Raw genomic sequence first — 25,865 nt, forward strand, 5'->3', positions numbered from 1 at the left:
ACGAAAGGCACGACCGTGACCTCCCGCCTCCGCCACCACGACGGCACACCGTTTCGCGACCTCAATCACAACGGCACCATGGAGCCGTACGAAGACCCCCACCTCCCCGTCGACGACCGCGTCGACGACCTCCTCGGCCGGATGACGCTCAAGGAGAAGGCCGGTCAGATGTGCCACGGCCGGATGGCCGCCGGCGACGACGGCTTCATGCCGTCCGGTGCCGACCTCATCGCCGAACGGCACCTCACCCACTTCGCAATGATCCAGGTCCCCTCCGCCGGCGCCATGGCCGCGTGGAACAACCACGTCCAGGACCTCGCCGCCGACACCCGTCTGGGCATCCCCGTGACCCTCTCCTCCGACCCCCGCCACGGATTCACCGCCAACCCCATGACCGCCCACACCGACGGCGGATTCAGCCCCGGCCCCGAACCGATCGGCCTGGCCGCGACCGACGACCCCACGCTCGTCGAGGAATTCGCCGCGGCCGCCGCCCGGGAACTGCGCTCCGTCGGAATCCGCGTGGCCATCCATCCGATGGCCGACCTGGCGACCGAGCCGCGCTGGGCCCGCATCAGCGGCACCTTCGGCGAGGACGCCGACCGTGCCGCGCGGATGCTCGCCGCCTACATCCGCGGTATGCAGGGCGACGCCCTGGGGCCGGACAGCGTGGCCTGCATGACCAAGCACTTCCCCGGCCACGGCCCGCAGGCGGGCGGGGAGGACTCCCACTTCGCCTACGGCAAGTATCAGGCCTTCCCCGGCGACAACCTCGAATACCACCTCAAGCCCTGGGAAGCGGCCTTCGCCGCCGGCACCGCTCAGGTCATGCCCTGCTACTCGATCCCCACCGGCAGCGGCCTGCCCGAGGTCGCCGCGAACTTCAACCACGAGGTCATCACCGGGCTTCTCCGTGGCCGCTACGGCTTCGAAGGCGTGGTGTGCACCGACTTCAACTCCCTTACTGGCATGGAGATCCCCGGTATCGTCCGGCTCCCGCCCCGCAACTGGGGAGTCGAGGACCTTTCCCTCCCCGAGCAGGTCCTCATGCAGCTCGACGCCGGCGTCGACCAGCTCGGCGGCGAGACCCGCCCCGACTGGATCGTCGACGCCGTCCGCTCCGGCGCCGTCAGCGAGGAACGCATCGACACCTCCGTACGCCGCATTCTGCGCGACAAGTTCCGCCTCGGCCTCTTCGACGACCCCTATGTCGACACCGACGCGGCAAGCGCCCTGGTCGGTGCGGCCGAGACCCGTCGCCTGGGCCGCCGGGTCCAGCTGCGTTCCCTCGTCCAGCTCACCGACCGTGCGAAGACACTGACGGCGCTGCCCGAAACACCGGCCCTCTACGTGGAGAACATCGCCCCCGAAGTCGCCGCCCGATACGGCCGTCTCGTCGACCGCCCGGAGGACGCCGACCTCGCGGTACTGCGTCTGACCGCCCCGTACGAGAAGCGAGACGGATTCCTGGAGCAGCATTTCCACGCCGGGTCCCTCGAATTCCCCGCCGCCGAACTGGCCCGGCTGCAGGCGCTGTCCGCGACCGTCCCCACAGTGATCGACGTGCACCTCGACCGGCCCGCGGTCCTCACCGGGCTCGCCACCGGAGCGATACTGCTCCTCGGCAGCTTCGGCGCCGACGACGACATCGTCCTCGACGTGGCCTTCGGCCGCACGACCGCGGAAGGCACCCTCCCCTTCGACCTGCCCTCCTCCATGCGGGCCGTCGAGGACTCCCGCGAGGATGTCCCGTTCGATACCTCCGAACCGCTGTTCCGTTACGGGCACAGCGCGGTCGCGCACTGACGCCCTCCCGGTCACATCCGCGGGTGCAGCAGCGGAAGGCTCGCCTCTGGGGCATACAGGACGGGCAGGCCGCTCTCACCCAATCCGAGCCGTTGGGCCTGTTGCGAAAGTGTCAGGGCCCCGGCCTGCATAAGCAGCGTCCTCGTAGGCTTTCTCAGGTGATCGACACGTCCAACGACTCGAATGGGACGCCTGCGCACAAGGCGGTGGAGGCCAGTCGCTACGAGGCGCTCACCGTGCTTCTCGCATCCGGAACGGATCCGCACGAAAGGTGCTTCGGGCACACGCTGCTCACCCATGCGCTCGGCGTTGAGGGCGACGGCCGCCTGCCGGCTTCGTTGATTTCCAGGAACAGCGTTTGTCGACGGTCTTCGGAGGCGATTGGCGATCACGAGCTCCGAAATGTCGAGCAGAAATGACGGCAGTGCGGTGGTGGGGTCTGAGGAACATCCACGTCAGGGGCGCGTGCCCCCGGGCGGACGCCGGCGGTCACCCCGTTCGATGCGGTGGCTTGTAGAGGTCGTCAAGGCGGAGTGGCGCGGGCTGGGGCAGGGGGGTGCCGTCCGTCGGCAGGCAGGACTGGAGGAAGTAGGCGAGCAGGCGGCGGGATGCGGCCATGGAGGCCGCCGGGGACTCTCGCAGGACGCCGTTGTTGGCCAGGAGCAGGAGGGTGACGTCGCTGGGGTCGAAGTCCTTGCGCAGCTGTCCGGTGTCCTTCGCACGCTGTACCAGCTGGGCAAGGCATGCCTCGGCGCGGGCACGCTCACGATGGACGTCGGGCGCGTCGGGAAATTGGGAGAGGAACGCGGCGCTGAACCCGCGGTCCTGGGCCTGCATCGCGCACACCTTGGTGAGGACGTTGCGAAGTCCGTGCCAGGGATCGTCGTCCTGAAGGGCCTCGTCGAGGGCTGCGACGCACTGGCTGAGTTGTTCGGAGAACGCAGCGGCGATCAGTGAGCCGCGTGTCGGGAAGTGCCGGTAGAGGGTGGCGGCACCCACGCCCGCTCTGCGGGCGATTGCGCTGGAAGATACGTCGGTGCCGTTGAGGGCGTACGCCTCGCGGGCGGCCTGGAGGAGCCGGGCGCGGTTGTGCCGGGCGTCGGCTCTCTGCCCCGGGGCGGGAGGGCCGGAGGCGGAGGGGGGCGGGTTCCGAGACAGTTGGGCAGGCATGTCTCCCACTTAATCACAAACGGAAGAGGCCGACCGTTTAGCGGGTTAGCGTGACCTGGTGCCGCGGTGCCCCGCGGTCAGCTCTCTGCCGCAGAGGTGAGCGGCTGCGAGTTCTCCTGCTGAACTACGTGCCATGTGTATGGAGGTTGTCCGTGTTTGCTGTGCAGTACCACCGCTATGGCGGATCCGAGGTCCTTTGCTTCGAGGAGGTCGAAGAGCCGCACGCCGGGCCAGGTCAGGTCCGCATCGCGGTGCGTGCCACCGGCGTCACCCCTGCTGACTGGTACCTGCGCTCAGGGATGCTGCGGGACATCGCCACCGTGGACTTCCCTCATGTACCCGGCATGGATGCCGCGGGAATTGTCGACGAGGTGGGAGAGGGGGTGACCGGCACCGCCGTGGGAGATGCCGTCTTCGGCCTCGTCCCCTTCGTGGATCAGGGAGGTGCCGCGGCCCAGTACGCCGTGCTGGAAGCGTGGGCGTCCAAGCCTCAGTCATGGTCCTTCGAGGAAGCGGGTGGCGCCGCGGGCAATATCGACACGGCCACACGTGTACTGGACGCGCTGGAAGCCGCCGAAGGCATGACCTTGTTGATCGACGGTGCCGCCGGAGGCGTCGGCACCACGGCCGCGCAACTCGCCCAGGCCCGCGGCCTCACCGTGATCGGCACCGCGAGCGAAGGCAACCACGGCTTCCTCGACCAGCTCGGCGTCGTACCGGTCACCTACGGGGCGGGGCTGGCCGATCGCCTTGCCCCACTGGCTCCGCTCGGTGTCGATGTGGTTCTGGACGCGGCCGGTAAGGGCTCTCTTGCCGAACTGGTGGCCATCGCCGGCGACCCGCACCGCGTGGTGACCATCGCGGACTTCGACGCCGGCCGGCACGGAGTGCGGTTCTCCCGCTCCGAAGCTGGAGAGTCGCCGGGCTGGGCAGGACTACCGCGGGCGGCCGACCTCGCCGACCACGGCCGCCTCACCGTCCCGCTGCACGCCGTGTTCCCGCTGAAGGAGGCCGCCACAGCTCATGACGTCAGCGCCACCGGCCACGCGCGCGGCAAGATCGTAATCACCGTGCCCTGACACGGCGGATGCTTCGGGCCGCAACCAGCGGCCCGAAGCAGGGCGGCCACGGCTACCGTGGCCTTCGCCGGCGCGACCTGGGCAGGACCGCGCGCCGGCGCCGGCCGGCGATTGGGTGCGGTCAGGTCTTGCTGGTGAACAGTCGGTTGAGGTGCTGGTCGACGGCGGTCAGGGCCTCTTGGGGCTCGATCACACCCAGTTCGATGAGCGGGGTCAAGCCGGTGAGGGCCAGGAGCAGGTTGGTCTCTGTCGCCGGGTCGCGGTCGGGGCTGATGTGGCCATCGGTGATTGCCTGGCGGACGATCTGCTCGACGAGGTCGCGGCCGTGAGTCAACCCGTCGCGTGCGCGCGTATGGATGTTCGCGTTGTGCAGTGCCTCCAGGACGTAGGCGGCGCTCATCCGGCTCGTCGCGCGTGCGTCGGGATGCAGAGGGAGCATCTCCGCAAGCATCACTCGGAGCATGTCACGGGGGTGTGGTGGGTTGCCGAGTTCTCTGACGCCTTCGGCGACGCGTAGTGATGTCTGTTCGGACGCGAAGTCCATGGCGAAGACCAACATCTCTTCTCGGGTGGCGAAGTAGTGCTGCACCGCACCGTGGGACATGCCTGCTTCCTGGGCTACTTCGCGGACGCTCGCGTGCGCGATGCCGCGTTGTTCCACTACGCGCCACAGCGCTCGGGCGATCGTCTCGCGGCGTTCGCGGTGATCCACCTGCTTGGGCATCGTTGGACTCCTCTGTTTCAATACAGTTGACATAATACAGCTGACCGGTAAAAGCTGGGAGTCCGTTCGTGGAGGAAGGATGTGGCATGTCCGAACGACCGAGAGCACGGACTGCGGAGGGCCTCGTCGAAGGGTGCTGGCGGGGAGAGCATGCGGTGTTCCGTGGCATCCCCTATGCTCAGCCGCCGGTCGGGCCGCTGCGCTTCCAGGCGCCTGCCCCGGTAGAGGGGTGGGACGGGACGAGGCAGGCCACGGAGTTCGGCCCCGTGGTTCCGCAGGCGGGACCGACGGCCGAGAGCTCAGTCGGTAACGACTGGCTCACACTCAACGTCAGCACCCCGGCCCCGGGGGCGGCCGGACTGCCCGTGCTGGTGTGGATCCACGGTGGTGCCTACATCGCAGGGGCCTCCAGTGACCCGATGTACAACCCTGCGGCCCTGACCAGCGCGGGCCTGGTCCTGGTGAGCATCAACTACCGGGTGGCGGTCGAGGGTTTCGCTCTTGTCGAGGGCGCCCCGGCCAATCGCGGGTTCCTCGACCAGATCGCGGCCTTGGAATGGGTACAGCGCAACATCGCCGCTTTCGGCGGAGACCCTGACCGGGTCACAGTAGCGGGACAGTCCGCAGGGGCGGGGTCGATCGCGGCCCTGCTGACGATGGAGCGGGCGCACGGGTTGGTCCGCAGGGCCATCGTGCACTCGGTGCCGGGATCGCTGTGCACCCGCGCGCTGGCGGAAGAAGTCGCCGCCGCGCTCGCGGGCCGGGTCGGTGCGGCACCTGACGCTGAAGCCCTGTCCGGCATCGACCCCTTGCGACTGGCCGGCGAGCTCACCGCCCTCGGCGTCGGCCTTCCCCGCCACCGCAAGAGTTGGGGTCGGCTCTCGCAGATCGGCGTCGCCGTGTGCCCGGTCCTCGACGGCGTGGTGCTCACCGAAACGCCCTGGAGAGCGCTGACCGGCGGCCGTACAGGCGGGATCGAGCTCCTCGTCGGCCACACCCGAGATGAATTCCGGCTGTTCAGCGTCATGATGGGGCGGCTGGGCACCTTCACCGAGGACGAGGCCCACACGGCCCTCGATCTGTTCGCCCCGGCACCGGACGGCGCCGACGCCTACCGCGCCGCCTACCCACAGGCCACCCCCGAAGAACTGCTCGAACTGGTGTACTCCGATGCCCTCTTCCGGATGCCCTCACTCAAGCTGGCCCAGGCGAACCAAGCGGCTGGAGGCACGTCGTTTCTCTTCGAGCTGCAACTGGCGGCTCCGGCGTCCGGCGGAGTCCTGGGCGCCTGCCACAGCCTCGACGTTCCCCTGGCGTTCGGCACGTTGGACAGCCCCGCCGGCCGGCACTTCTTCGGCGACCGGCCAACGCCGGAGGTCTCGGCAGTATCCTCAGCACTGCAGCGGGCATGGGTCCGCTTCGCCACGACCGGCGACCCCGGGTGGCCCGCCCACCGGCCCGAGCGACAGCTGACTCGCGTCCTGGATATCGAGTCGAAGACCTTGCCTTACCCAGAAGAGGCCTCTCGCCAGGTCTGGGAGGGACACGACCCGGCCCCCTTTGACCTCACGTAGACGAGGATCCGGTCCGCCTGGGTCTTCCCGGCAGGTGGGGCATGGAGTTGTCCACCATGGCCCCGGTGCTCCAGCTCAGACACCAGCCACAATGTAGCGGGGATCACGTACTCACCGCGGTGGCCATCTGCTCGCCGTGCTCGCGGCCGGGGCACCCATCGTGAGGTTCACCGAGTGCCCAGGAGGCGGTAGGCCACGGAGAACAGCCGTCTGCGGTGCTTGTGGAAGACCTGCCGGTCGGGGAGGGCCGACAGGTTGGTCACCGGGCCTCCCGAACACGGGTGAAGCGGCCCCCGCGGGGCCAGAACGCACCCGAGGCGGGCATCTTCTTCATACGGCCACAGGCCCGCCAGGGCGAGGCGGTCACCGTCTCCTTGTACCAGACGGCCAGGCGGCCGGTCGGGCAGATTCGGCGCGGGCTGTCATCGGGGCGGGCGAACTGCACCACCGCATCGCCGCGTCCCAGGCTCACCGGCGTGTGGTAAAAGCCGAAGCGGAACGGCTTGGGCTGCTTGCCCTTGAGCACACGGTCGATGGACAGCGCAGCGTGCACCCCGGTCGGCATGCCGCCCTGGCAGGTGCCGTGTATCAGGCCGTAGCCCTGGCGGATCGCGGCCGCGTCACCGATCGCGTACACGTCGGGGTGGGACACCGACCGCAGTGCGGCGTCGGTGACAACGCGTCCGCGCCGGTCGACGGCCAGCCCGGCTGCGGCCGCCAGCGGCGGCACCCGCGTACCGCTCGTCCACAGGACCGCGTCGGCGGCGATGCTCTCCCCGCCTGCCAGTTCCACTCCGTTGGGCAGCACCTTCACCACCTCGACCCCGGCGCGCACCTGGACGCCCAGCCGGTCGAGCGCGGCGTGCACGTACAGCCTTGGCCTTGGGCTTCATGGCCGCACCTGGCTCGGCCCGGCCCAGCAGCACGACGTCCAACTCCGGGTGCCGCTCGGCAATCTCCGCGGCCGACTCGATGCCGGTCAGCCCACTACCGGCGACCACCACCGTGCCGCTGCCGAGCTGCCCCCGCCGGTCGGCGAGCAACTCGGCGTCCCGGGCGCTGCTCAGGATGTACGCGTGGTCCTCGGCCCCCGGCACCGCCGACGTGTCGGCCACACTGCCCAGCCCGTACACCAACGTGTCGTAGTGCAGGACCCGGTCGTCGTCGATCCGCACAGTCTTGGCGTCCGCGTCCACCACCGTCACCCAGCCCCGTACGAATCGCTCCCCCGTGCCCCCCAGCAGCTCCGGGATGCTCAGCTCGGCAAGCCGCTGCCCGGTCGCGGTCATGTGCAGCCGCATGCACTCGGTGAACCGCTCCTGCGCATTCACCACGGTCACCTGCATCCCCTCGCGCCGCTTGCCCCGGGCCGCCAGTTGGATGGCCGCGGACATGCCCGTGTACCCAGCCCCCAGAACCACCACACGGTGTGTGACCGTCACGCCGGTTTCCTGCTGTGTGCTCATCGTTCCGTCCTCCTCCATCGCTTCCGACGACCACCAGATGGAAGCGGACCACCCGTCCGCGACAAGAGATCGATGTGATGCACACCACAGTTCGAATCGATATCCGTCGGAAATCTCCGGATCAAGAAGGCCATATCGAGTTGCGATCCTCGGCCGCCCCGGAGGGCGACCGCCGCGTCGTGGGGGCCGCTCGCGTGCTCCACCGGGCCCGAGTGGTTGCGATCCCCGGCCGCCCCGGAGGGCGACCGCCACTCTGAATGACCTGCGGAGTCACTGCGGAGGGTGGGGTCGTGGTGATGGGATGGGTCGCAGATACAGGCCGCATTGGCGGGGGCGGTAGGCGTAGTGCTCCAGGACGGAGAGGGTGACCTGCAGGGCCGACCGGCCCGGACCACTCGCCGCCGCTGGAGGTGGGCGGCCGCGGCCTGCTCGTCGTGGACCGGCTGGCCCGGCGGTGGGGAGCGACACGGCTCTCGACCGGCAAAGTGGTCTGGTTCGAGCTGGAACTGCCGCCAGGTCGAGCGATTCGGACTGGTTGATGTGGAGGCAGCCCACCGTGCGGATCAGAAATCTCGAAGTCGCCGAGGAGCGGGAGCGGCGGGTCCGTGAGCGGGCGGACGAAGATGCCATGCCGGTCGCGGCGGCCTGGAGCAGGCGGGCGGGGCTGTGCGTTCTCTGTCGCTCCGCCCGGCGCCGCCGCTACCTGTGTACCGCAGGCCACCGTCCTGTTGCCGCTGCACCCACGAGGACTGCGCCGGGAAGTCCGGCGAGCCGGCTTCGGCCGGGCACCCAGCCGCGGACGGCCACGTCGACGGTGCGCACATTGCGGATCTTGATCCTTCTCTGCGCCAACCGCGCCCGTGGTCGGGGACGGAGTTGGTTCAGCGCAGAGCGATGAGTCCTGCGTCCGTCGGCCTGAAGCCGCAGGCGTTGAAGTAGAAGGGGCGCAGGTGCTCTTCGAAATCAACGTGGAGCCACTCGCAGTTCGCCGAACAGGCACCTCGGGCTGCTGCTGCCACGAGTTCGGTTCCGACGCCGGCCTCGCGCAGGTCCTGAGCGACCATCGTGTCGAGGATGAAGGCATGGGCACCGCCGTCCCAGGCGACGTTGACAAAGCCCACCAGCCTGCCCGCCTTCCGCGCGCAGACCCAGCCGAGGCTGTGACGATTCACTTGTGTGTGCCAGTCGGTGAGCGTTTGGCCGTGCCCGAACGCCTCCGCATGAAGTGCGTTGAGGTCTGTGTTGTCGAAGTCACCGCGCCACTCATACGTGATCGTCATGGCCGCATCGTAGGTCGCTGGGCATCTGGACTCGTCCCGACCGCGGTGTCCTGCCACCGCTCGTCCGTCATCTCGTGCGCGAGGCAGGACGGACATTCCCAGGGAGACGGGTCCAGCGCGCTGGAAGCGCCGGTCCTGTTCGCGCTTGCTGCGCAGGAAGGTGAGGGTGAGATCGAAGGATTCGACCTCACCCTCACCTTCCTCTGTCAGAAACGCGATGAGAGCCTGCGGCCGGCGGCTGGCTCGCATCGCGCCGGTCAACCTCAGCTTGCAGGGTCCCCGGCCCGCAGGGTCGTGACCCATTGACAACTGGGACACCAGGCCGCCTCTCGGCGTACAGGTGGCTCTCCCCACCCATGTTCACCGGTAGGTACCCACGCAACCGGTACGTCGCTGCGTCGTGTTCGCCCGGCACTCGGCCGGATTTTGTGCTTCACCGGCCGATCGGTCATCCGGTGCCACGAAAGTGCGGTTCGGAGCCGCGGCGAAGGCCGAGTGCCCGGCTGGTTGACTCTCCCACCGTGGGAGACCCAAGGATGGAGCGCATGCACGTCGGTGACGACACGTTCTGGAGCATTGGAGAAGTCGCGCGGAAGACCGGGCTGACAGTGAAAGTCATCCGGCACTGGTCCGACGTCGGGGTAGTGCACCCGGCTCAGCGGACTTCCGCCGGCTACCGGGTCTACGGCACCGAAGCCCTGGCCCGTCTGCAACTGGCACGCACACTGCGGGATCTCGGCCTGGGCCTGGCGACGATCCGGGACGTACTGGAGCGCGAACACACCTTGGCGGAGGTGGCCGCGACCCACGTCGATGCGCTGGAGGCGCAGATCCGCACGCTGCGATCGCAGCAGGCCGTGCTGCGCTCCGTCACCCGCCGAGACACCACCACCGAGGGACTCACCACCATGACCGACCTGGCGCGCATGTCCGCCGCCGAACGCCGCACCATCATCCACGACTTCGTGACGGAAGCCCTTGGGGAGCTCGATGTTCCGACCTACCGTCAGGGCCTGCTGGCGGTGGCCCCGGACCTTCCCGCCGACCCCACCGACGAGCAGGTGGACGCGTGGCTCGAACTGGGCGAACTCGTAAGGGACCCTGCTCTGCGCGCTGGTATGCGCCGCATGGCCCGGTATGCCGCCGAGCGCAACCCGGGCGAGCACGACGGAGGCGTGCTGCAGGAGGCCCAGCACGCGACCGACGACTGGCTGCAGCGGGTGGAAACAGCAACGGAGGAGGGCATCGCCCCGGACTCGCCGGCGGCCGACCCCGTCGTCGCCGCCATCGTCGCGGCCTGGATTCCCACACAGGCGTCTACGACGGCCAAGGTGCTCGTTGACGATGAGCAGGCGCGGAGCCTGCTTCTGGAACAGCTCGACGTCGCCTCCGACACACACGTCGAGCGGTACTGGCAGCTGCTGTGCGTCATCAACGGCCGGCCCAGGCGGCCGAGCATGGCTGCCGCCGGTCAATGGCTGAAGACGGCGCTGCTATCCAACCCCTCGCCCGGTGCGCGTGCCGCGAAACTCGGTGAGGTGTACGACGCCGGGGACGACGCATGGGAACCGGCAGGCGTGCTCAACGCCTGCGAAAAGGTCCTGGATGCCGTCAGCACCCTCATCTCCGCCGTGGCCCCGGCCCAGTTCGGCCGACCGACGCCATGTGCCGACTGGGACGTACGCACCTTGCTCAACCATCTGGTCTGGGAGAACCTGCTGTGGGCCGGCCTGGCCAACGGCGACCCTCGCTCCGACTTCACCGCCGATCACCTCGGCGACGACCACGTCGAGGCGTTCCGTACCGCTTCGCGGAACGCACTGAGCGCCTTCGGCCGACCGGGCATGCTCAAGCAGAGGTACGGGCCGGCGCCGGGGATACGGCTGGTCGAGCAGTTGGTGATCGAGATGCTGGTCCATGGCTGGGACCTGGCCCGAGCCATCGGACGCCCCCACGGCTTCGTCCCGGATCTTGCCGAGTCGGCCCTTCCGGTCGTACGGGAGATCTACGGCGACCTGCCCCGAACCACCGCCGGGTCCTTCGCTCCGCCACAGTCGGTGCCCGAAGACGCGAGCGCACTCGACCGTCTGGCCGCCTACCTTGGTCGTACCCTCTCCTGACAGTCCAGCAGCCCCAGCGCGAGAGCATCCGCCCCAGTTCCGGGACGGGGACCGCGGTCCGGGGAGCGCCGCCACATCGCGGGGCTCCCTGGAGGCGGGCCTGCCACACACCCTGAAATGCGCGTGGCCCCGGCATTCGACAAGTCAGACACACCCACGCAGAGCGAGCACCTCTCCGTGCACCTGGCCGAGGGGGTTCGATCGTGCGCCGCCACCACCTCGGCGGCTGGTTCCGTTCGACATAATGCCGAGGAAGCACCCGGTGCCGCCTCAGCAGGTCGTAGCCGAAGCTCCGGCAGGTTGCCGTGCTGGCGTCGCCGAGCATCCGTTCCCACAGATAGACGCTGACGGGCTCGACTCCATGGTCTGCGGCGCCCACCACCAGCGACGGCAGCGTACCTGTGGCTACAGCCCCGCCCCGGGGCAGCCGAACCGTCCGTCAAACCGTCCAGGAGCACGGTGCCGTCACCGGGCAGGTGGACCATGGCGCGCCGGCCCGTCCGCTTCGGCATGAACACCCACCGCTCGTCCGCAGCAGGCAGTCGGCCGGGGGGGCTCGTTTCGCGGCTGGAAGCTCTCGGAGCCGCATAGCGCGCAAGATCCCGCAGCGTCGGCACCTTCGGTCCCTTCCCGTGCCAGGCCAGACCAGCCATCGGCCCCAACGCCTATTTGCCCTCGACCGGCTCCGCACGGCGGAGGCCCCGGGGCGCTGTACTCCCGGGGCCTCCGCCATCAGCCGGGCCGGGGAATACGCGCTCCGGCTACTCTTTCCGGCTTCCCGAGGAGTTGTGCCTGCTGTGCGGGTCGTCTTCGGGGGTATGAGGGCGTGTCAGGTGGGTGAGGGCTTCTTGCCAGGTGCCGGTGTGGACGGGCAGGGGTTCCAGGGATGTGGCCAGCGTGTGAATGGCATCGGTGGTGGCCGGGCGTGCGATCCAGTTGACGATGGATGCCAGCAGCCAGGCCCGTGTGGATGGGGAGCCGGCGTGGGGCGGTTCGGTCAGAACCGCGGTGACGGCCGGGCCGGGTTGCCCGGGCCGGGCCCGATCAGGCAGGTGGAGAACACCGGTGGCGGGGACGGTCCGCAGTGTGGTGTAGGGCTCGGGCGGTAGCCGCCAGCCGGCCTGGTTCAACTGCCGGGCGCGCTTGACGAGGTCGGACATCCAGGTGCGGGGAAAGAGGACGGCATGCCCTCCGTCGTGCACGGCGGCCCCGCACAGCAGCGGGATCGCGCCCCGATCCGGCGACGTGTGACGTGCATAGCCGGCGAGGACTGCATCGAGGCTCTGCTGCAGGGCGATGGGGGTACGGGCCCGGGTGAGGAGTTCGCCGCCGCGGAAGAGGAGGTAGAAGGTGCCGGGGCGTTCGACGGTGAGGGTGACGGGCGTGTAGCCGGTGTCGCAGAGACCGCCGGTGGCGGATTCGGCGATCTGGAGGGATTCGTGACCGCGTACCGCAATGCCCAGACGGGTGCCGTTGACCCGGGCGGTGAGGACCGCGTCGACAGGCTGGGCCGCGACGTTCACCGAACAGCTGGTGGGCGCCTCGACGACGGTGGCCTGCGGGTCGGCGCCGCTGAGCTCGACCAGGGCGTGGCTGACCTCGTTGAAACCGGTGAGTACCCGGGGTGGCCGTCCAGGGGCCAGGAGCACGGCGGTGGGAGTGCCCTGGTGCGCCGCGCGTTGGCCGAGGCGGGTCAGGTGCTGGTGTGCGGGTCCGGCCAGGGGCCGGCCGAGCAGGCGGGTGTCGTCACCGTCGACCAGAAGCACGGACACGTCGAGGCGCGCCAGGCTGGAGGCATTCGCTGTGAGATCGGCGGTCAGCTGGGTGCAGAAGCTGCAGGTGGCGGCCATCGCCACCACGAGCACCGGGTACGGCGCCAGCGCGGCGCAGTCGGTTGCCTGTGCCTGCAGGTCGTCGTGCACCGCGGGTTCGGCGGGTTCGGTGTCTGGTGTGATGAGGCCGGCGGCCCGCCACTGGGTGAAGCAGTGGGTGTGCTGGGCGTGGTGTTCGGCGGCGGGGGGCCGGCCTCGGAGCCAGCCGAGGGCGGTCGGACTGAGGTAGGCCGCGGCGGGCCTGCCGGTGTCCACCAGGACCCCGCCACTGCCCAGCTCAGCCACGACCACTCCCGGTTGCAGCATGGCTACGGCTGCTGACAGAAGCCGCTGAAGCCGTTGGTGGACACACACACGAGCCCGGGGCAGCAGCCGACGGATCCGGTGCAGCCTTCTCCTTGGATCCGGCAGGCGCTGGGGGCGATGAAGGCGTCGGTGAAGATCTCTTCGATCTCCGCGATCATCTCTGTGTCGGGGGTGAGGGGACGCGTCTCTTGCAGGTAGGTGACCATGCGTAAAGAGTGCAGGATCGGCGACTCTGTGTGTATCACCCACACGTATGAAGCTTGGCTATGTGTCTGTGGCAGGTGTTCTGAGCCCCCGCCGGCATCGAAGTGGGCGCCATCGGATGTTCGACTGGCGAACACGGCGGATGGACAGGTCACAGAGAAGGGCGCAGCTGAAGGCGGCCGTCCCTCGCCAGGCCCATGGTCGGCCCTCTGCCGGGGGGCGTCGCCGGAACGGATGCCGATCATGGCCGATGCGGAGTCAACTGAACCTGTCACAAACAATGAGGGAAGGCCGACTCGCTGATCGCGGGATGTGGGCGGCGGTTCCCGATGAGTCACGGGGTGTTGGTGTCGTGGTAGGCGCTGGCCTGGGTGCGGAAGAGGGCCGCGTAGTGGGCGTCCGCTCGCAGCAGGGTGTCGTGGCTGCCCTCTTCGACGACGCGGCCGGCCTGCAGGACGTAGATGCGGTCGGCGTGGCGGACGCTGCGCAGCCGGTGAGAGATCAGTACCACCGTGCGGCCTGTGAAGAGCTGGCGCAGGCGGGTGAAGAGCTGGTCCTCCGCGTGCGCGTCGAGGGCCGCGGTGGGTTCGTCGAGGATGACGAGGGGAGCGTCGCGGTAGAAGGCGCGGGCCAGGGCCAGGCGTTGCCACTGCCCGCCGGACAGGTCCGCGCCCCCGGTGAATTCCTTGCCCAGCGGCGTGTGCAGGCTGTCCGGGAGCTCTCGGAGGAAGTCCAGTGCGCCGGCCTGCCGTGCCGCTTCCCGTACCCGGTGAGGGTCGGCGGTGCCGTGGGGGCGGCCGAAGGCGACGTTGTCCAGGGCCGGGAACTTGTAGCGGGTGAAGTCCTGGAAGACCACCGCGGTCCGCGCTCGATGGGCCCTGAGGTCCGTGACCGGGACCCCGTCGTGCAGCAGGCGGCCGCTGTCCGGCGGGTAGAGCCCGGCCAGGAGATTGGCGAGCGTCGTCTTGCCCGACCCGTTCACCCCCACGAGAGCCACGACCTGCCCCGGCTTCACCTCCAGACTCACCTCCCTCACCGCTGGGCTGTCCGCGCCGGGGTAGGTGTAGCTCAGGCGCTCAGCGCGCAACGGCCCCAGCTCCGTCCCCGTCGACGGCCTCTGCCCGCAGGTCAGTGCTGTCGCCTCTTCCGGGATGCCGGGGGCCGAGGTGGTGAAGCTCCTCAGATCGGTCAGACGCAGCAGATTCTCACCGATACCGGTGAGCATGCCCGCGAACGCGTTGAGCCGTACCGAGAGCAGCCACACTCCCGCCACGGCCGTCCCAGCCACCGACAGGGGCAGCAGATGGTTACCGGCCATCCACCACAGGCCGCCAACCGCCAGACAGGTCAACGCCCCTCCGGTGGCCTGGGCAGCCATCCGGCGCCGCGCATGAGCCTTCAGCAAAGCCTCGGTGTCCTGGACCTCGCGCGCGTACTGGTCCTGCCAGCGCCCGGTCAGCACCGCCCCAAGGTCCAGAGCCCGGATCTCCTTGGCCTCACTACGGCCGGTGAGCAACTGCTCGAGATACTCCCGCAGCCGCCGGTTCTCCGACAGCCCGTGGTGCAGGTCGTGGTGGGCGCTGCGCTCATTGCCCGCTGCCCTGATCGCGGGAAGGGCGCTGAGCAGCACGAGCGGGAGCAGCCACCACGCCATGACCACGAAAGCTCCCCCCACCGCCGCCACGGTCAAGGCCGCCTGGAAAGCGGTGACAAGGAGGACGACTGCCATGGCGGGCTGGCGACGCGAGGCGAACACCGCACGCTGCAGACCATCGTGGAATCCGGGCTCCTCGAACCGGGGCAGCTCGGCCGCTACCGCGGCCTGGAGCACCATCCCCGCCACCAGGCGGTCCACTTTCACCGTCAGAACCGCCATCCGTGCCGCCCCGGACAACCGCAGGGCACCGGCCGCGGCGCCCGCCACCAGCAGCACGATGACAGCCGGCACCAGCAGGGGCGACCGCCCTGCTCCCGCAGGGCCGTGCGCCAGCACCGACCCGAACACCGTCTGCACCACAACCAGCCCCCCGGCCACCGCGCCCGCCAGGAGAACCTGCACCAGGACCACATGGACCAGCGCCCGCCGGTCTGCCAGCCAGGCAAGACGGACAGCAAATGCCGCCGAGGACACCAGGACACCCACACGTCGATCAGCCACCGTCGGCCCCTTTCCGAGCCCCGCCGTCAGCGCCTCCGACACCATTCTTGACGAACGCCCGCTCTTTCCGGCCTCTCACCACTCGATCGGATGACCCGTTCTGATTTTCGGGGAGGCACAAAAGCCTCGGTCACCGCAGCTGCCCGAGAAGGCCGGCATCGGGATCGAAACCGACGCCGAGGCGCTCCGGCGCCTCACGAAGCGTCAGACCCGGCTGCACCCGCGCCGGCGCGATGCCGTAGGTCACCGGCTGAACATGCGGAACTTCAGTTCCGCGGCGACAGCACTACCTGTAGCCGTAGAGCCCCCTCACTCGCGCAAACGCAGGACACTGCGAGGCGAGTCAAACGAAACGGCCTAGCCTGATCCTCTGACCTCGGAGGTCGAACGACTCGTCGTACTTGATCACTCGGACTGGTAACTGCCCTACGCGCAGGAGCCTGGCGGGACCGGCCTCTCGGATCCGTCCTCACCGGCGGCAACGTCAACGACTCCACACGCTTCGAGCAAGTCATGGACACGATCCACATCGCGCGCGCCGGCCCCGGCCGCCCGCGCACTCGCCCCCGACCCGACCACATCTTCGGCGACAAAGGCCACGGCTCCCGCAGGATCCGCACCTGCCTACGCAACACGCGTCGCCCGGCGGGCCCCGTACCGGACCTCAGCGCCGGGCCAGCGCCAGCACACTCAGGCCGAACATCAAGACACCCAGGGGAAGATGAACCGACGGGACGTGCGCGATGCCGAGCACGACCTGGACCGAGGCGAGAACGAGGAAACCTGACGCGTGCCAGACAGGCCGGGGCGAGCCGCCGCCCGGCTTCCACGCCAGCACCGCCGCGAGTACGTACAGCATCGACGCCCCGTACATCACACGGGCTCCGGCACTGTGCAGCGTCTCTCCGTAGGACGAGGTCAGCAGCAGTCCGGCGGAGACCGCCTGAAGGAAGATGGTCAGGGTCTGCAGGGCGATCGCGACCTGCAGGAACGAGGAGCTCCGCTGTGCGCTCGCCGTCGCTGTCGCCGTCATCTGAGTGTCCATGTCACAGTCCCCTTTTCCGCCCTCGGGCAGTAGATCGATAAGGTCTCACCAGCCCGACGACGCGGGCCTGCGAAAGGTAAGGCGAGGGGGCGGCCGGAAGCATGGGGACTGTCGGGACCAGCACAGCGGAGATAGCCGGCGAGCGGCGACAACTGATCAATGTCGCTTACCGGTTGCTCGGTTCGGTGACCGAGGCCGAGGACGCCGTACAGGATGCCTACGCACGCTGGTACGGGCTGCCACGAAGCCGGCAGGAGGAGATCCTGTCCCCCGGCGCCTGGCTGACGACGGTGACCAGCCGCATCTGCCTGGACCTGCTCGGCTCGGCTCGGGCCCGCCGCGAACGCTATGTCGGCGCGTGGCTGCCCGAGCCGCTGCCCAACCGCACCGAGTGGGACCACGCGGGCGGCTCCGACCCCACCGGCCCAGCAGACCCCGCCGACCAGATCGTCCTGGACGAGTCGGTGGCCTTGGCCTTCCTCGTCGTCCTGGAGTCGATGACGCCCGCCGAGCGGGTGGCGTTCGTCCTGCACGACGTCTTCCGGTACCCGTTCGCCGAGATCGCCGACGTTCTCGACCGGACCCCCGCGGCGTGCAAGCAGCTGGCGGCCTCTGCCCGGCGGCGGGTGGGCGTCGCGCGCGCTCCGGTGACGGCGACCGGCCGGGCCGACGTGGTGAGGCACGTCAAAGAGGCGTGGGAGACCAAGGACATCGCAGCCCTCGTCGGTCTCCTCGACCCGGCCGCCGTGATGACCGCCGACGGCGGCGGCATGGTCGGCACCGTCCTGCGCCCGGTCGAGGGCGGCGCGCGCATCGCCCAGTACATGGTCGCCATTGCCGACAAGGCTCCTGGGCTCGAACTCCTGGAGCGGTCGGTCAACGGTGTGCCGGGCCTGGTGGCCCAGCGTGCCGGCGTCGTCATGACCGTAGCCTCGTTCGACGTCTCCGACGGGCGTGTCACCCGGATCTGGGTGGTCCGGAACCCGGAGAAGCTGCGGCCGTGGGCGCGGGAGGGCTAATCGGCCCTCACTCGGCAGAGCGTGCAGTCGCCGCTGGCAGGTGGTCGTGCATCCGAGGGTGAGGGATGCTTCGTGGATGTCGTCGCGTACCTCCGAGCGGATCCGCAGCCGACGGAACCAGCGCAGATGGACGAACGCACGTTCCACGAAACGCCGTTGAGAGCCCCGGCCGGACCCTTGCTCGATGCTGCGGCGGGCGATCAGCGGCTTCACTCCGGATACCCCGGACGAGGCGGCGGTACTTGTCGTGGTCGCAGCCCCGGTCGACCGCATGCCGAGCTTCAGCAGAGGAAGGCCGTCGGAGACGACCACGGGCTGCGCGTCGCCCAAGAACACACCTGGCGCGGACAGGACCAAGTCGGCACGCCACTCGCACTGCACAGAGAACCAGGAAGCGATAAGGAGCTGGCTTCCTACCGATCTCGGGGTTTGCAGGTCGAACCGGAGTCTCGTTCGGCGGAGCCTGGCGTGGCAGGTGCACGAGAGCAGGGCCTCCTGAACAACTCGTGGGTATTGAAGCCGTACGAGCGTCGGGAGGCCCTCTGGTGTACCGAGTGGCCGGGGGTGAGATTCCCCCGGCTACTCGGCGCTCCAGCCGCCGGTCCGCGTCGTCCGCCGGGGTTGCCGGGAGGCCTGCCCGTTCAGAACGGCACGGCCGGGCACCTGGTGCCGCGTGGCGGCGCTGCCAGGTCGGTCAGATAGCCGTCGACGGCGTGCTCCATGCAGGGGCCCCTGGTGACGCTGCCGTGGCCCTGGCCCTCGTAGGTGAGGAGCACGCCGCTGCGGCCGAGTTGCCGGGCCACCGAGACCGCCCAGGGGTAGCCGGTGGCGGGGTCGTGGAGTGCGTTGGACACCAGGATCGGCGGGGCGCCACGGGCCTCCAGGGGGTGCTGCGGGTTAGCGGTCGGCGCGCCCAGGCACGCCGCTGTCATCTGGATCGGCAGCAGGGAGGGCAGGTCGGGTGCGGTCCTGTTCATCACGCCGACGAGTGAGGCGTATTCCTGGTAGTCGTGCACCGGCAGGTGCCAGTCTGCGCAGAAGACGGGGGTCGTCGGCGGAAGCGGCGCTACCGAGGTGGGCGAGGCGGGGAGCGGGCTGCTCGACGCCATCGCGGCGATGTCCTTCGCCAGGCCTGCGTAGTCGACGACGTAGAACTTCCCGAAGGCGATCTTGTTGACCAGATCCGCTGACGAGAGGGGGGTTCCCGGCTTGGTGGGGTTCTCCAGCTCGCCGTGTTGGGCCCGGGTCAGCAGCCCCTGCCAGACCGTGCGGACGTCGCGACCGTGCAGTGCGCAGGTCGAGTCGCCCGCGCACCATTTCACGAACTCGTCGAAGGAGTCCTGTGCAGCGGTCGCCCCGGACCGCAGGAACTCAGGGGTGGTGGAAACGCTGTGGTCCATCACGCTCTCCAGCACCATCGCCCGTACCCGGTGCGGATAGGCCTCGGCGTATTCCGCCCCGAGCAGTGTGCCGTACGAGCTGCCGTGGAAGGTCAGTTCGGCCTCGCCGAGGGCGGCCCGCAGGGCGTCCAGGTCCTGGACCGTCTGGGCGGTGTCAAGGTGGTCGTACACGGGGCCGGTGCGTGCCCGGCAGTCGGCGCGGAGCCGCTTGTTGTAGGCCAGCGTGGCGTCGAAGTCCGCTTGGCTTGCCAGCTCCGGTGACGGCCGCTGGGCGAGCAGGTCGTTGGAGCAGGTCACCGGGTTGCTGCGGCCCACGCCGCGCGGGTCGAAACTGACGATGTCGAACCTGCGGCGGATCTCGGGACTGAACCGGCTGATGCCTCTCACCACCCGTACCACGCCGGAGTCGCCGGGACCGCCGGGGCCGAACACCATCGAGCCGACACGTGCACCGGGGTCGGTGGCCTGGCGGCGGGCCACGGACAGGCCGAACGTCGGCCCGTCCGGGTGGGCCCAGTCGATCGGCACCGTGAGGGTGGCGCACTCGGCGCCCGGGTTGTCCGGGTCGTCGCACGGAGCCCACTGCAGGGCTCTGGCGGTCACCGGCGCCGCGTTCACGATGGGTGCGGTGGCGAAACCGGCGATGGCGGCGATCGCGGTTCCCGCGACCATGGCTGTGCTTCGTACGGCGGCGCGCCGTAGCGCGGACCTGCCTCTGAACGGCATGAACCATCCTCCTGACGAGACTGGACGTGAGGAACGTGCTCAAGAAATGTGCCGACCCGGCCTGGACTCCTTGAGCACGCTAGGTGCACTGTCGGCCGCCTGGTGCCGTTGTCAGGGGCCGTTCCGGGGCAAGTCAGGGACGAACCAGGGGTGCCGTAGGTCCGCCGGACAACGGACCTTACGGAATGTGTGGATGATCCGGGGGCCAGGGGGGTACTCGCCGCCGCCGGACCTCCGGTCGGCCAATTCGTTTCCAATTGCTGTGGGACAGGACGTCGTTGACGCTTTCGGTAAGGCAGGCGCTTGTAGCCGTGGAGCCATGGCCTGTCGCACCGTCGCCGGCACAGCGCGTACGACGTGGCTGTCCAGGCTTTGCCTCAGGCTGTCGGGTCCCAGAGCCCGCCGGCCTTGCCGCGGGCGAGATGCTCGGCGTAGACGCCGACCTTCCATGCGATGACGGATCGGCACTCCTCCAGCGCCTGGATCTGTGCGTCGACGCGCTGTCGATGGGCATCGAGCAGTCGCAAGCGTTCTGCCTCGTTGCCCGGACCTTGCCGAACCAGTTCGGCGAAGTGCTTGAGGTCAGCCAGCGGCATACCGGATTCGCGGAGCTTGACGCAGATCAGCAGCCAGTCGACATCGATGGATGTGTAGCGCCGCCTGCCACCCGACGTGCGCTGGACCGGCCCGACCAGCAGGCCCTCGCGCTCGTAGAAGCGCAGGGCGTGCACGCTCAGTCCGGTTCGTTCGGCCACCTCGCCGATGCTCAGCGACTGCGAGGCAGCTTCGGTGGCCGTCATGCCGCTCACTCCTGGACTTGATCTAGACCCGGCTCTAGATCGTAGCGTCAGGGGCATGACCATTACTGATCAGCGGCCGCTCGGCTCGCCCTTCTCCGCTGCCACCCCCGCCGAGGACATCGTGGCCGACCGCGACCTTTCCGGCATGACGGCTGTGGTGACCGGGGGCTACTCCGGGCTCGGCCTGGAGACCACCCGGGCTCTGACGGCCGCCGGGGCCCGGGTCATCGTTCCAGCCCGCCGCCCCCACATCGCCCGTGCCGCTCTCCAGGAGGTGAAGGACTGCGAGGTCGTCCCCATGGACCTGGCCGACCTCGGCAGCGTCCGCTCGGCCGCCGCGTACATCAGCGGCTGTCTCGACCGGCTCGACCTCCTGATGGCCGTCGCGGGCGTCATGGCCATACCGGAGCGGCGCGTCGGGCCCGGCTGGGAAGGCCAGCTCACCGTCAACCACTTCGGGCATTTCACGCTCGCCTGCGAGCTCTACCCGCTCCTGGCCGCCGCAGGCGGCGCGCGCGTCGTCGTCAACAGCTCCGCCGGACACACCCTGACCGCCATCCGCCGGCACGACCCGCACCTCCGCACCGGCTACGACAAGTGGCTGGCCTACGGTCAGTCCAAGACCGCGAACGCTCTGTTCGCCGTGCACCTCGACGCCCTCGGGCACAACGACGGCGTCCGCGCGTTCGCACTCCACCCAGGCAAGATCATCACCGGTCTCCAGCGCGAGATGCCCCTTCAGGAGCAGATCGATCGCGGTTGGGTGGACGAGCACGGCAACGTGATCGGCGCCGACTTCAAGACCCCCTCCCAGGGCGCCGCCACCGGCCTGTGGGCCGCCACGTCCCTGCTCCTCGACGGCCGGGGCGGGCTCTATCTGGAGGACTGCGACGTCGCCCGCATCTCCGCCCCCGGCCAGCCCATGGACGACGGCGGCGTCCGCGCGTACGCCATCGACCCCGACGAGGCCGCCCAGCTCTGGGACCTGTCCGTCGCCGCGACCGGTGCCACGCCGATCCCCCGATGAACACGTGCTCTGCCTATGCCGCACTGTCTTCCGCTGCGGCGTTCAGGGTGGTACGAGCCGCCCTCGGCCTCATAACGACCATCCCGGGCCCGGGCCGGTCGTCCCGGAGGCGGCGTAGGCGCGTCCGAGGTACCGGCTCGGCTTGCCGGCCGCGCCGGCGTGGTTCTCCCGGCGTGAAGGGATGCCGTGGCGTCAGGCATCCGGGGTCGCCCGTTCGACCGTCGCCTGGTCGGTGCAATACACCTCCTCGCACTTGAGGGCCGAGGAAGCGGGGCCGTCTCCGTCGGGGTGCGCGGCACTCCTGCTTTGCTGACGCGGGCCTCGCCCCGGCCGTCGATCGCAGCGCACTCCACGACCCTGTGGGCCGCTACTGACCTCGGAGGCGTGATGTCGCGGGGCCGGCAGGCCGTGGTTGTCACGGGATCGACTGGCTCGGAGTTCCGGTCTCAGGAGCGCCGCGAATCGGGTCTTCTGCCTCCCAGCACCCGTGAGTGTGCTGCTCGGCCGCGCACAGCCGATCGAGGGTTGCGCCAAAGGCAGGCGGCGCCCACTCCGCCCACGCAAAGCAGCGGTCCTGGTACCAGTCGAAGAGCTCGTGCTGCTACGGCCCCGGTGTCCGGTCTTCTCCAACTGCCGGTACGTCTCCTCGCCCATCCCAAGCGCCTTTGATTTTCGGGGTGATGGCTGCCCAGGTGACGAGGCGCCGGCCATGCCGGGCGGGGCCGTCGAATAATCCCGTGCCGTGCCGTCGGTGGAAGTGCAGACTCCCTCCATGGCGGAGATGCGGGATTTCCAGGACGCGGTCAGTGGCTGGGCGAGCGGCGGCCCTGGCGGGTCGGCGAGTGATCTGGCTGCGCGGCTGGGGGTGCGGACGGCGGTGCTGCTGGAAGGGCCGAGCGACCTCGCGGCCGTTGAGGCGCTGGCCGCACGGCGTGGCCGGGACCTGGCCGCCGAGGGGGTGTGCGTGGTGTCGATGGGCGGGGCGATGAGCGTCGGCCGCTACGCCGGCCTTCTCGGGCCACCCGGTCTCGGCCTGCACCTGGCAGGACTGTGCGACGAGCGCGAGCAGCGCTTCTTCGACCGCGGCCTGCAGCGGGCACAGGCGCCACGCCGAGGCATCTTCGTGTGCGCGGCAGACCTGGAGGACGAGCTCATCCGCGCGCTCGGCACGGCAAAGGTCGAGGAGATCGTCCGGACCGAGGGCGACCTACGCGCCTGGCAGACCTTCCTGCACCAGCCCGCACAGCACGCTCGCCCCCGGCAGCAGCAGTTGCGGCGCTTCCTCGGCACGAAGAAAGGCCGCAAGATCCGCTACGGCCGCCTCCTGGTCGAGGCCCTCGACCCCGAGCAGGTACCAACGCCGCTCGACGACCTCCTCACAAGCCTGTGACTTGGTGGACGAGGAGGGCTGTTGTGACCACGGTGGTTGAGCACGGGTCGCCAATGACTTGACCGGGTGCCGCCGTCTGGTCAAGCTCCAGCCACGATGTGGATGAGGTCTCCGGGAGGAAGGGACACGCCTACTGGGCCCGGTGGCCGTACAAGGAATCCGGGCCGTGCAACGAAGGCCGGCGAGTGAAAGCGGCCCTCCTGGACGGGCGAGGAAGGGGGGACGCCCGGTGTCGCAGTGGAAACGCTGCGGGGACAGCGCGGCCAGTCCGGTGAACCGAAGCCGCCCAACGGGACTGCGGCCTGCGCCCAGTTCAAGGGGACGAAGCAGAAAGCCTGCTACCGCCTCGGTGGTGGGCAGCATCATGGACCTATCTGATCTCTTCCCCCCTGCGAGGAATGGCGCCGACGCTGATCTCGGCATTCGATTTCTGTCACATCGCTCCGTCACGACCTGACTCAGGATCAGTGTGCGTTCCGATGAGGACTCGTCCGGTCGACCATGCTGCTCGTTAGAGTGCCCACGTGTCCAAGACCAGCGTGAGTAACCAAACGGGCAGCATGCTCTGCCTCTGGGTCGAGCCGTGGGGAACTGACCACTGGATGTGTCCGGGCGAGGAGTTCACCGTCATGACCGTAACCGAGCCCGAGGAGTCTCCGTTCAACGTGGTGGTCCATGACCAGGGCATCACGGTCTGGGTGAACTCGGCGAGTTCGCCGACGAGCCCGATGTCTTCGACAAGTGCGGCAACCGGGCCCCGTGCGGGCATCAGCGTCCCGGCGACGCCGGCTGACGACAGACCCCACATCACGTGCGGAGCCAGATGGCCAGGGCTGCCGTTGTGGGGATGCCTAGAAAGACGTAGCCGCGCTTGCCATAGAGCGGCTGGCCACCACTCCGGACTGCTTGATTCGGATGATCGCCCGTTCGACAGTGTTGCATCTCCCGTACCGCTCTTCGTCGAATCCAGGTGACTGTCCGCCGCGTGGCCCTTTGCGCAGACGGGCGACATCGGCTGTCGATCTTCTCTGGAATCGTTGTGCCGGATACCGCGTCGACGCAGGTGCTGACCGCACGGCCCGTCGATTCCACCGCGATGCCTCCGTCGATTCCACCGCGATGCCTCCGTCGATTCCACCGCGGTATCCCCGTCGATTCCATCAGCCGCTTCGGCTTCGGCCTGGACTTCCTGAAGCAACCGTCCCCAAGCTCCATAGGCCGACCACAGCCGGTGCCGCTCATAGAGCGTCTTCCAGGATCCAAACCGTTCCGGCAGATCACGCCACCGCGCCCCTGTCCGAACCCGGCGCAGAATCCCCTCGACCACTTGTCGATCTCCCCGCTACCGGCCGCAACGACCTTTATTGACAGGCAAGAACGGTCGAAGCCGTTCCCGCTCGGTAGCACTCAGATCCCCTCGCCCCACGCCCATATCAACATGCCCACATCAACGCGACGATGTCAGGTAGAGCGACTCGATCGACCAGACGCTCCAGGTCAACCCTGTATCGCGGTGTCGTCCCTCTCGGAAAGTCGCGGCAAGGCAGCTGCCGCGTGGCCGGTGGGCCATCGTCTGCCGCTGCGGATGGTTTCGGTTGCGGCGAGTGGGAGCGGGCTGGGAGGTCTGCCGCTCAGGCGCGGCACAGTGGCGGGTATGGCGCGAGGGGCGGTGTGCATTCGGGCGGCCCGGCCGCTACCAGGACCAACCGGTACGGGGTCGACAAGACCATGGAGGCGACTGTGCTGCACACCCCAAAACGGAGTAGCCGCAGGTGCTGGAGCCTGCGGTGGCAGGGACAGTGGAACATAGGACCCAGGAGGCCGCGCATCGTGGTTCACCCGCCTGTCGGGCGTGCGCTGCCCCGACCAGGTGAAAGGTGCATCCCATGTCTGCGGAGCGCGCAAACCTCGACCCGCACCCCCTCACTGCCCTGGTGACCGGGGCCACGTCCGGCATCGGCCGGGCGGTTGCCAAGCGGCTGGCCGCCGACGGAATGTCCGTCGTCGTGGTCGGCCGCAATGCCCAGCGCGGCGCCGAGACCGTCGATGAGATCGCCGCAGCCGGCGGCCACGCCCGATTCGTCGCGGCAGACCTGGAGGACCCGGTCGGCATCGACCGGCTCGCCGCGGAGGTCGGCGAGATCGATGTCCTGGTCAACAACGCCGGACGAGCCGTCTGGGCACCGACCGAGGACATGAAGGTCTCCGACTACGACACGATGTTCGCCGGCAACGTCCGCGCGCCGTTCTTCCTCGTGGCCGCCTTCGCTCCGGCAATGGCGGCGAAGGGATCGGGCAGCGTGATCAACATCGGCAGTATGGCCGGCAGCCTCGGCTTGGCCAACGCCGCCGCGTACGGCGCGACCAAGGCCGCGCTGGCATCACTGACGCAGAGCTGGACGGCTGAGTACAGCGGCCGTGGCATCCGCTTCAACACCGTTGCCCCCGGACCGGTCTACACCCGGGGCGCGGCCCGCGAACTGTTCGACGCGATCGCCGAAACCACAGCGATGAAGCGCGCGGCCGAGCCTGCCGAGGTAGCCGAAGTCGTCGCTTTCCTCGTCTCGTCGAAGGCCAGCTACGTCACCGGCGCGACCATCGCCGTCGACGGCGGCCGCACCGCCATCTGAACCCTGGCTCGCACACTAGTACTGCAACCGCGTTTGGTGTGACGGAAGCTCATTTCAAGGGCTGTGGCCTCGTCGTTTGTAGTGGCTGACGAGTGCTCGGTGTTGCGCT

Annotated in this window: 18 protein-coding genes and 3 pseudogenes; 10 read left to right on the forward strand and 11 right to left on the reverse strand. The window is 69.2% G+C overall.

Going from position 1 to position 25,865, the window contains the following annotated elements; genetic code table 11:
• The first annotated feature begins 15 nt into the window (after positions 1 to 15).
• Together ACFVT1_RS31550 and ACFVT1_RS31555 are read left to right on the forward strand one after the other, a co-directional pair.
• Positions 16 to 1,806 (forward strand): glycoside hydrolase family 3 protein, encoded by a 1,791-nt coding sequence (locus tag ACFVT1_RS31550; protein WP_389801489.1) that lies wholly within the window; start codon positions 16 to 18, stop codon positions 1,804 to 1,806.
• Positions 1,807 to 1,964: 158 nt separating this feature from the next.
• The gene (locus ACFVT1_RS31555; protein ID WP_389801491.1) at positions 1,965 to 2,225 is read left to right on the forward strand and encodes a hypothetical protein; all 261 of its coding nucleotides are present in this window, start codon (positions 1,965 to 1,967) and stop codon (positions 2,223 to 2,225) included.
• A gap of 70 nt (positions 2,226 to 2,295) precedes the next feature.
• Here the strand turns inward: ACFVT1_RS31555 and ACFVT1_RS31560 are convergent, their stop codons facing one another.
• Entirely contained in the window at positions 2,296 to 2,976 is a 681-nt protein-coding gene (locus ACFVT1_RS31560; protein ID WP_389801494.1) for a TetR/AcrR family transcriptional regulator, read from the reverse strand.
• A 152-nt stretch (positions 2,977 to 3,128) separates the two neighbouring features.
• Here ACFVT1_RS31560 and ACFVT1_RS31565 point away from each other — a divergent pair, with 152 nt between their 5' ends.
• Positions 3,129 to 4,055: an NADP-dependent oxidoreductase gene (locus ACFVT1_RS31565; RefSeq protein ID WP_389801497.1), complete on the forward strand. Its 927-nt coding sequence runs from the start codon at positions 3,129 to 3,131 to the stop codon at positions 4,053 to 4,055.
• Between the two features lie 121 nt (positions 4,056 to 4,176).
• Here ACFVT1_RS31565 and ACFVT1_RS31570 read toward each other — a convergent pair whose 3' ends face one another.
• Positions 4,177 to 4,779 (reverse strand): TetR/AcrR family transcriptional regulator, encoded by a 603-nt coding sequence (locus ACFVT1_RS31570; protein WP_389801500.1) that lies wholly within the window; start codon positions 4,777 to 4,779, stop codon positions 4,177 to 4,179.
• A gap of 86 nt (positions 4,780 to 4,865) precedes the next feature.
• Between ACFVT1_RS31570 and ACFVT1_RS31575 the strand changes: the two genes are divergently transcribed.
• The gene (locus tag ACFVT1_RS31575; RefSeq protein WP_389801503.1) at positions 4,866 to 6,353 is read left to right on the forward strand and encodes a carboxylesterase/lipase family protein; all 1,488 of its coding nucleotides are present in this window, start codon (positions 4,866 to 4,868) and stop codon (positions 6,351 to 6,353) included.
• Between the two features lie 259 nt (positions 6,354 to 6,612).
• Here the strand turns inward: ACFVT1_RS31575 and ACFVT1_RS31580 are convergent.
• A pseudogene (locus tag ACFVT1_RS31580) lies at positions 6,613 to 7,819 on the reverse strand (NAD(P)/FAD-dependent oxidoreductase).
• Between the two features lie 881 nt (positions 7,820 to 8,700).
• Positions 8,701 to 9,099, reverse strand: coding sequence for a GNAT family N-acetyltransferase (locus ACFVT1_RS31585; protein WP_389801539.1), 399 nt, complete (start codon positions 9,097 to 9,099; stop codon positions 8,701 to 8,703).
• A gap of 545 nt (positions 9,100 to 9,644) precedes the next feature.
• On the opposite strand from ACFVT1_RS31585, the gene ACFVT1_RS31590 reads away from it, so the two are divergent.
• Positions 9,645 to 11,219, forward strand: coding sequence for a TIGR03086 family metal-binding protein (locus tag ACFVT1_RS31590; protein ID WP_389801506.1), 1,575 nt, complete (start codon positions 9,645 to 9,647; stop codon positions 11,217 to 11,219).
• 761 nt (positions 11,220 to 11,980) lie between these two features.
• Here the strand turns inward: ACFVT1_RS31590 and ACFVT1_RS31595 are convergent.
• From ACFVT1_RS31595 to ACFVT1_RS31605, 3 genes are all read right to left on the reverse strand, one after another.
• Positions 11,981 to 13,336, reverse strand: a complete 1,356-nt coding sequence (locus tag ACFVT1_RS31595) for a hypothetical protein (RefSeq protein ID WP_389801509.1) — start codon at positions 13,334 to 13,336, stop codon at positions 11,981 to 11,983.
• 23 nt (positions 13,337 to 13,359) lie between these two features.
• Positions 13,360 to 13,563, reverse strand: coding sequence for a hypothetical protein (locus ACFVT1_RS31600; RefSeq protein WP_362211628.1), 204 nt, complete (start codon positions 13,561 to 13,563; stop codon positions 13,360 to 13,362).
• 332 nt (positions 13,564 to 13,895) lie between these two features.
• Entirely contained in the window at positions 13,896 to 15,719 is a 1,824-nt protein-coding gene (locus ACFVT1_RS31605; protein WP_389801514.1) for an ABC transporter ATP-binding protein, read from the reverse strand.
• Between the two features lie 414 nt (positions 15,720 to 16,133).
• Between ACFVT1_RS31605 and ACFVT1_RS31610 the strand changes: the two are divergent.
• Positions 16,134 to 16,337, forward strand: a pseudogene (locus ACFVT1_RS31610) (transposase); the annotation flags it as partial.
• 46 nt (positions 16,338 to 16,383) lie between these two features.
• On the opposite strand, the gene ACFVT1_RS31615 reads toward ACFVT1_RS31610, so the two are convergent.
• Positions 16,384 to 16,764, reverse strand: a complete 381-nt coding sequence (locus ACFVT1_RS31615) for a hypothetical protein (protein WP_389801516.1) — start codon at positions 16,762 to 16,764, stop codon at positions 16,384 to 16,386.
• Positions 16,765 to 16,865: 101 nt separating this feature from the next.
• Here ACFVT1_RS31615 and sigJ point away from each other — a divergent pair, with 101 nt between their 5' ends.
• Entirely contained in the window at positions 16,866 to 17,783 is a 918-nt protein-coding gene (gene sigJ / locus ACFVT1_RS31620; protein ID WP_389801519.1) for an RNA polymerase sigma factor SigJ, read from the forward strand.
• 641 nt (positions 17,784 to 18,424) lie between these two features.
• On the opposite strand, the gene ACFVT1_RS31625 is transcribed toward sigJ, so the two are convergent.
• Positions 18,425 to 19,855, reverse strand: coding sequence for an alpha/beta hydrolase (locus ACFVT1_RS31625; RefSeq protein ID WP_389801522.1), 1,431 nt, complete (start codon positions 19,853 to 19,855; stop codon positions 18,425 to 18,427).
• A 431-nt stretch (positions 19,856 to 20,286) separates the two neighbouring features.
• A complete protein-coding gene (locus tag ACFVT1_RS31630; RefSeq protein ID WP_389801524.1) occupies positions 20,287 to 20,709 on the reverse strand; it encodes a MerR family transcriptional regulator in 423 nt (140 codons plus the stop codon).
• A 55-nt stretch (positions 20,710 to 20,764) separates the two neighbouring features.
• On the opposite strand from ACFVT1_RS31630, the gene ACFVT1_RS31635 reads away from it, so the two are divergent.
• Together ACFVT1_RS31635 and ACFVT1_RS31640 are read left to right on the forward strand one after the other, a co-directional pair.
• Positions 20,765 to 21,736 (forward strand): SDR family NAD(P)-dependent oxidoreductase, encoded by a 972-nt coding sequence (locus tag ACFVT1_RS31635; protein ID WP_389801527.1) that lies wholly within the window; start codon positions 20,765 to 20,767, stop codon positions 21,734 to 21,736.
• 772 nt (positions 21,737 to 22,508) lie between these two features.
• Positions 22,509 to 23,126 carry a TOPRIM nucleotidyl transferase/hydrolase domain-containing protein gene (locus tag ACFVT1_RS31640; RefSeq protein ID WP_389801530.1) on the forward strand — a complete coding sequence of 206 codons (618 nt, stop codon included), beginning with the start codon at positions 22,509 to 22,511 and terminating at the stop codon, positions 23,124 to 23,126.
• Positions 23,127 to 23,933: 807 nt separating this feature from the next.
• On the opposite strand, the pseudogene ACFVT1_RS31645 reads toward ACFVT1_RS31640, so the two are convergent.
• A pseudogene (locus tag ACFVT1_RS31645) lies at positions 23,934 to 24,552 on the reverse strand (transposase).
• Between the two features lie 460 nt (positions 24,553 to 25,012).
• On the opposite strand from ACFVT1_RS31645, the gene ACFVT1_RS31650 reads away from it, so the two are divergent.
• Entirely contained in the window at positions 25,013 to 25,756 is a 744-nt protein-coding gene (locus ACFVT1_RS31650) for an SDR family NAD(P)-dependent oxidoreductase (protein WP_389801533.1), read from the forward strand.
• The last annotated feature ends 109 nt before the right edge of the window (positions 25,757 to 25,865 follow it).

Origin of the sequence: Streptomyces sp. NPDC057963, from assembly GCF_042887155.1 — a bacterium.
Lineage (GTDB): Bacteria > Actinomycetota > Actinomycetes > Streptomycetales > Streptomycetaceae > Streptomyces.

Bases quoted from the DNA above. Each gene is read 5' to 3' on its own strand.
- ACFVT1_RS31560 (WP_389801494.1), bottom strand. From the start codon at position 2,976: ATGCCTGCCCAACTGTCTCGGAACCCGCCCCCCTCCGCCTCCGGCCCT.
- ACFVT1_RS31570 (WP_389801500.1), bottom strand. From the start codon at position 4,779: ATGCCCAAGCAGGTGGATCACCGCGAACGCCGCGAGACGATCGCCCGA.
- ACFVT1_RS31575 (WP_389801503.1), top strand. From the start codon at position 4,866: ATGTCCGAACGACCGAGAGCACGGACTGCGGAGGGCCTCGTCGAAGGG.
- ACFVT1_RS31585 (WP_389801539.1), bottom strand. From the start codon at position 9,099: ATGACGATCACGTATGAGTGGCGCGGTGACTTCGACAACACAGACCTC.
- ACFVT1_RS31590 (WP_389801506.1), top strand. From the start codon at position 9,645: ATGCACGTCGGTGACGACACGTTCTGGAGCATTGGAGAAGTCGCGCGG.
- ACFVT1_RS31600 (WP_362211628.1), bottom strand. From the start codon at position 13,563: ATGGTCACCTACCTGCAAGAGACGCGTCCCCTCACCCCCGACACAGAG.
- ACFVT1_RS31615 (WP_389801516.1), bottom strand. From the start codon at position 16,764: ATGGACACTCAGATGACGGCGACAGCGACGGCGAGCGCACAGCGGAGC.
- sigJ (WP_389801519.1), top strand. From the start codon at position 16,866: ATGGGGACTGTCGGGACCAGCACAGCGGAGATAGCCGGCGAGCGGCGA.
- ACFVT1_RS31625 (WP_389801522.1), bottom strand. From the start codon at position 19,855: ATGGTCGCGGGAACCGCGATCGCCGCCATCGCCGGTTTCGCCACCGCA.
- ACFVT1_RS31630 (WP_389801524.1), bottom strand. From the start codon at position 20,709: ATGACGGCCACCGAAGCTGCCTCGCAGTCGCTGAGCATCGGCGAGGTG.
- ACFVT1_RS31635 (WP_389801527.1), top strand. From the start codon at position 20,765: ATGACCATTACTGATCAGCGGCCGCTCGGCTCGCCCTTCTCCGCTGCC.
- ACFVT1_RS31640 (WP_389801530.1), top strand. From the start codon at position 22,509: ATGGCGGAGATGCGGGATTTCCAGGACGCGGTCAGTGGCTGGGCGAGC.
- ACFVT1_RS31650 (WP_389801533.1), top strand. From the start codon at position 25,013: ATGTCTGCGGAGCGCGCAAACCTCGACCCGCACCCCCTCACTGCCCTG.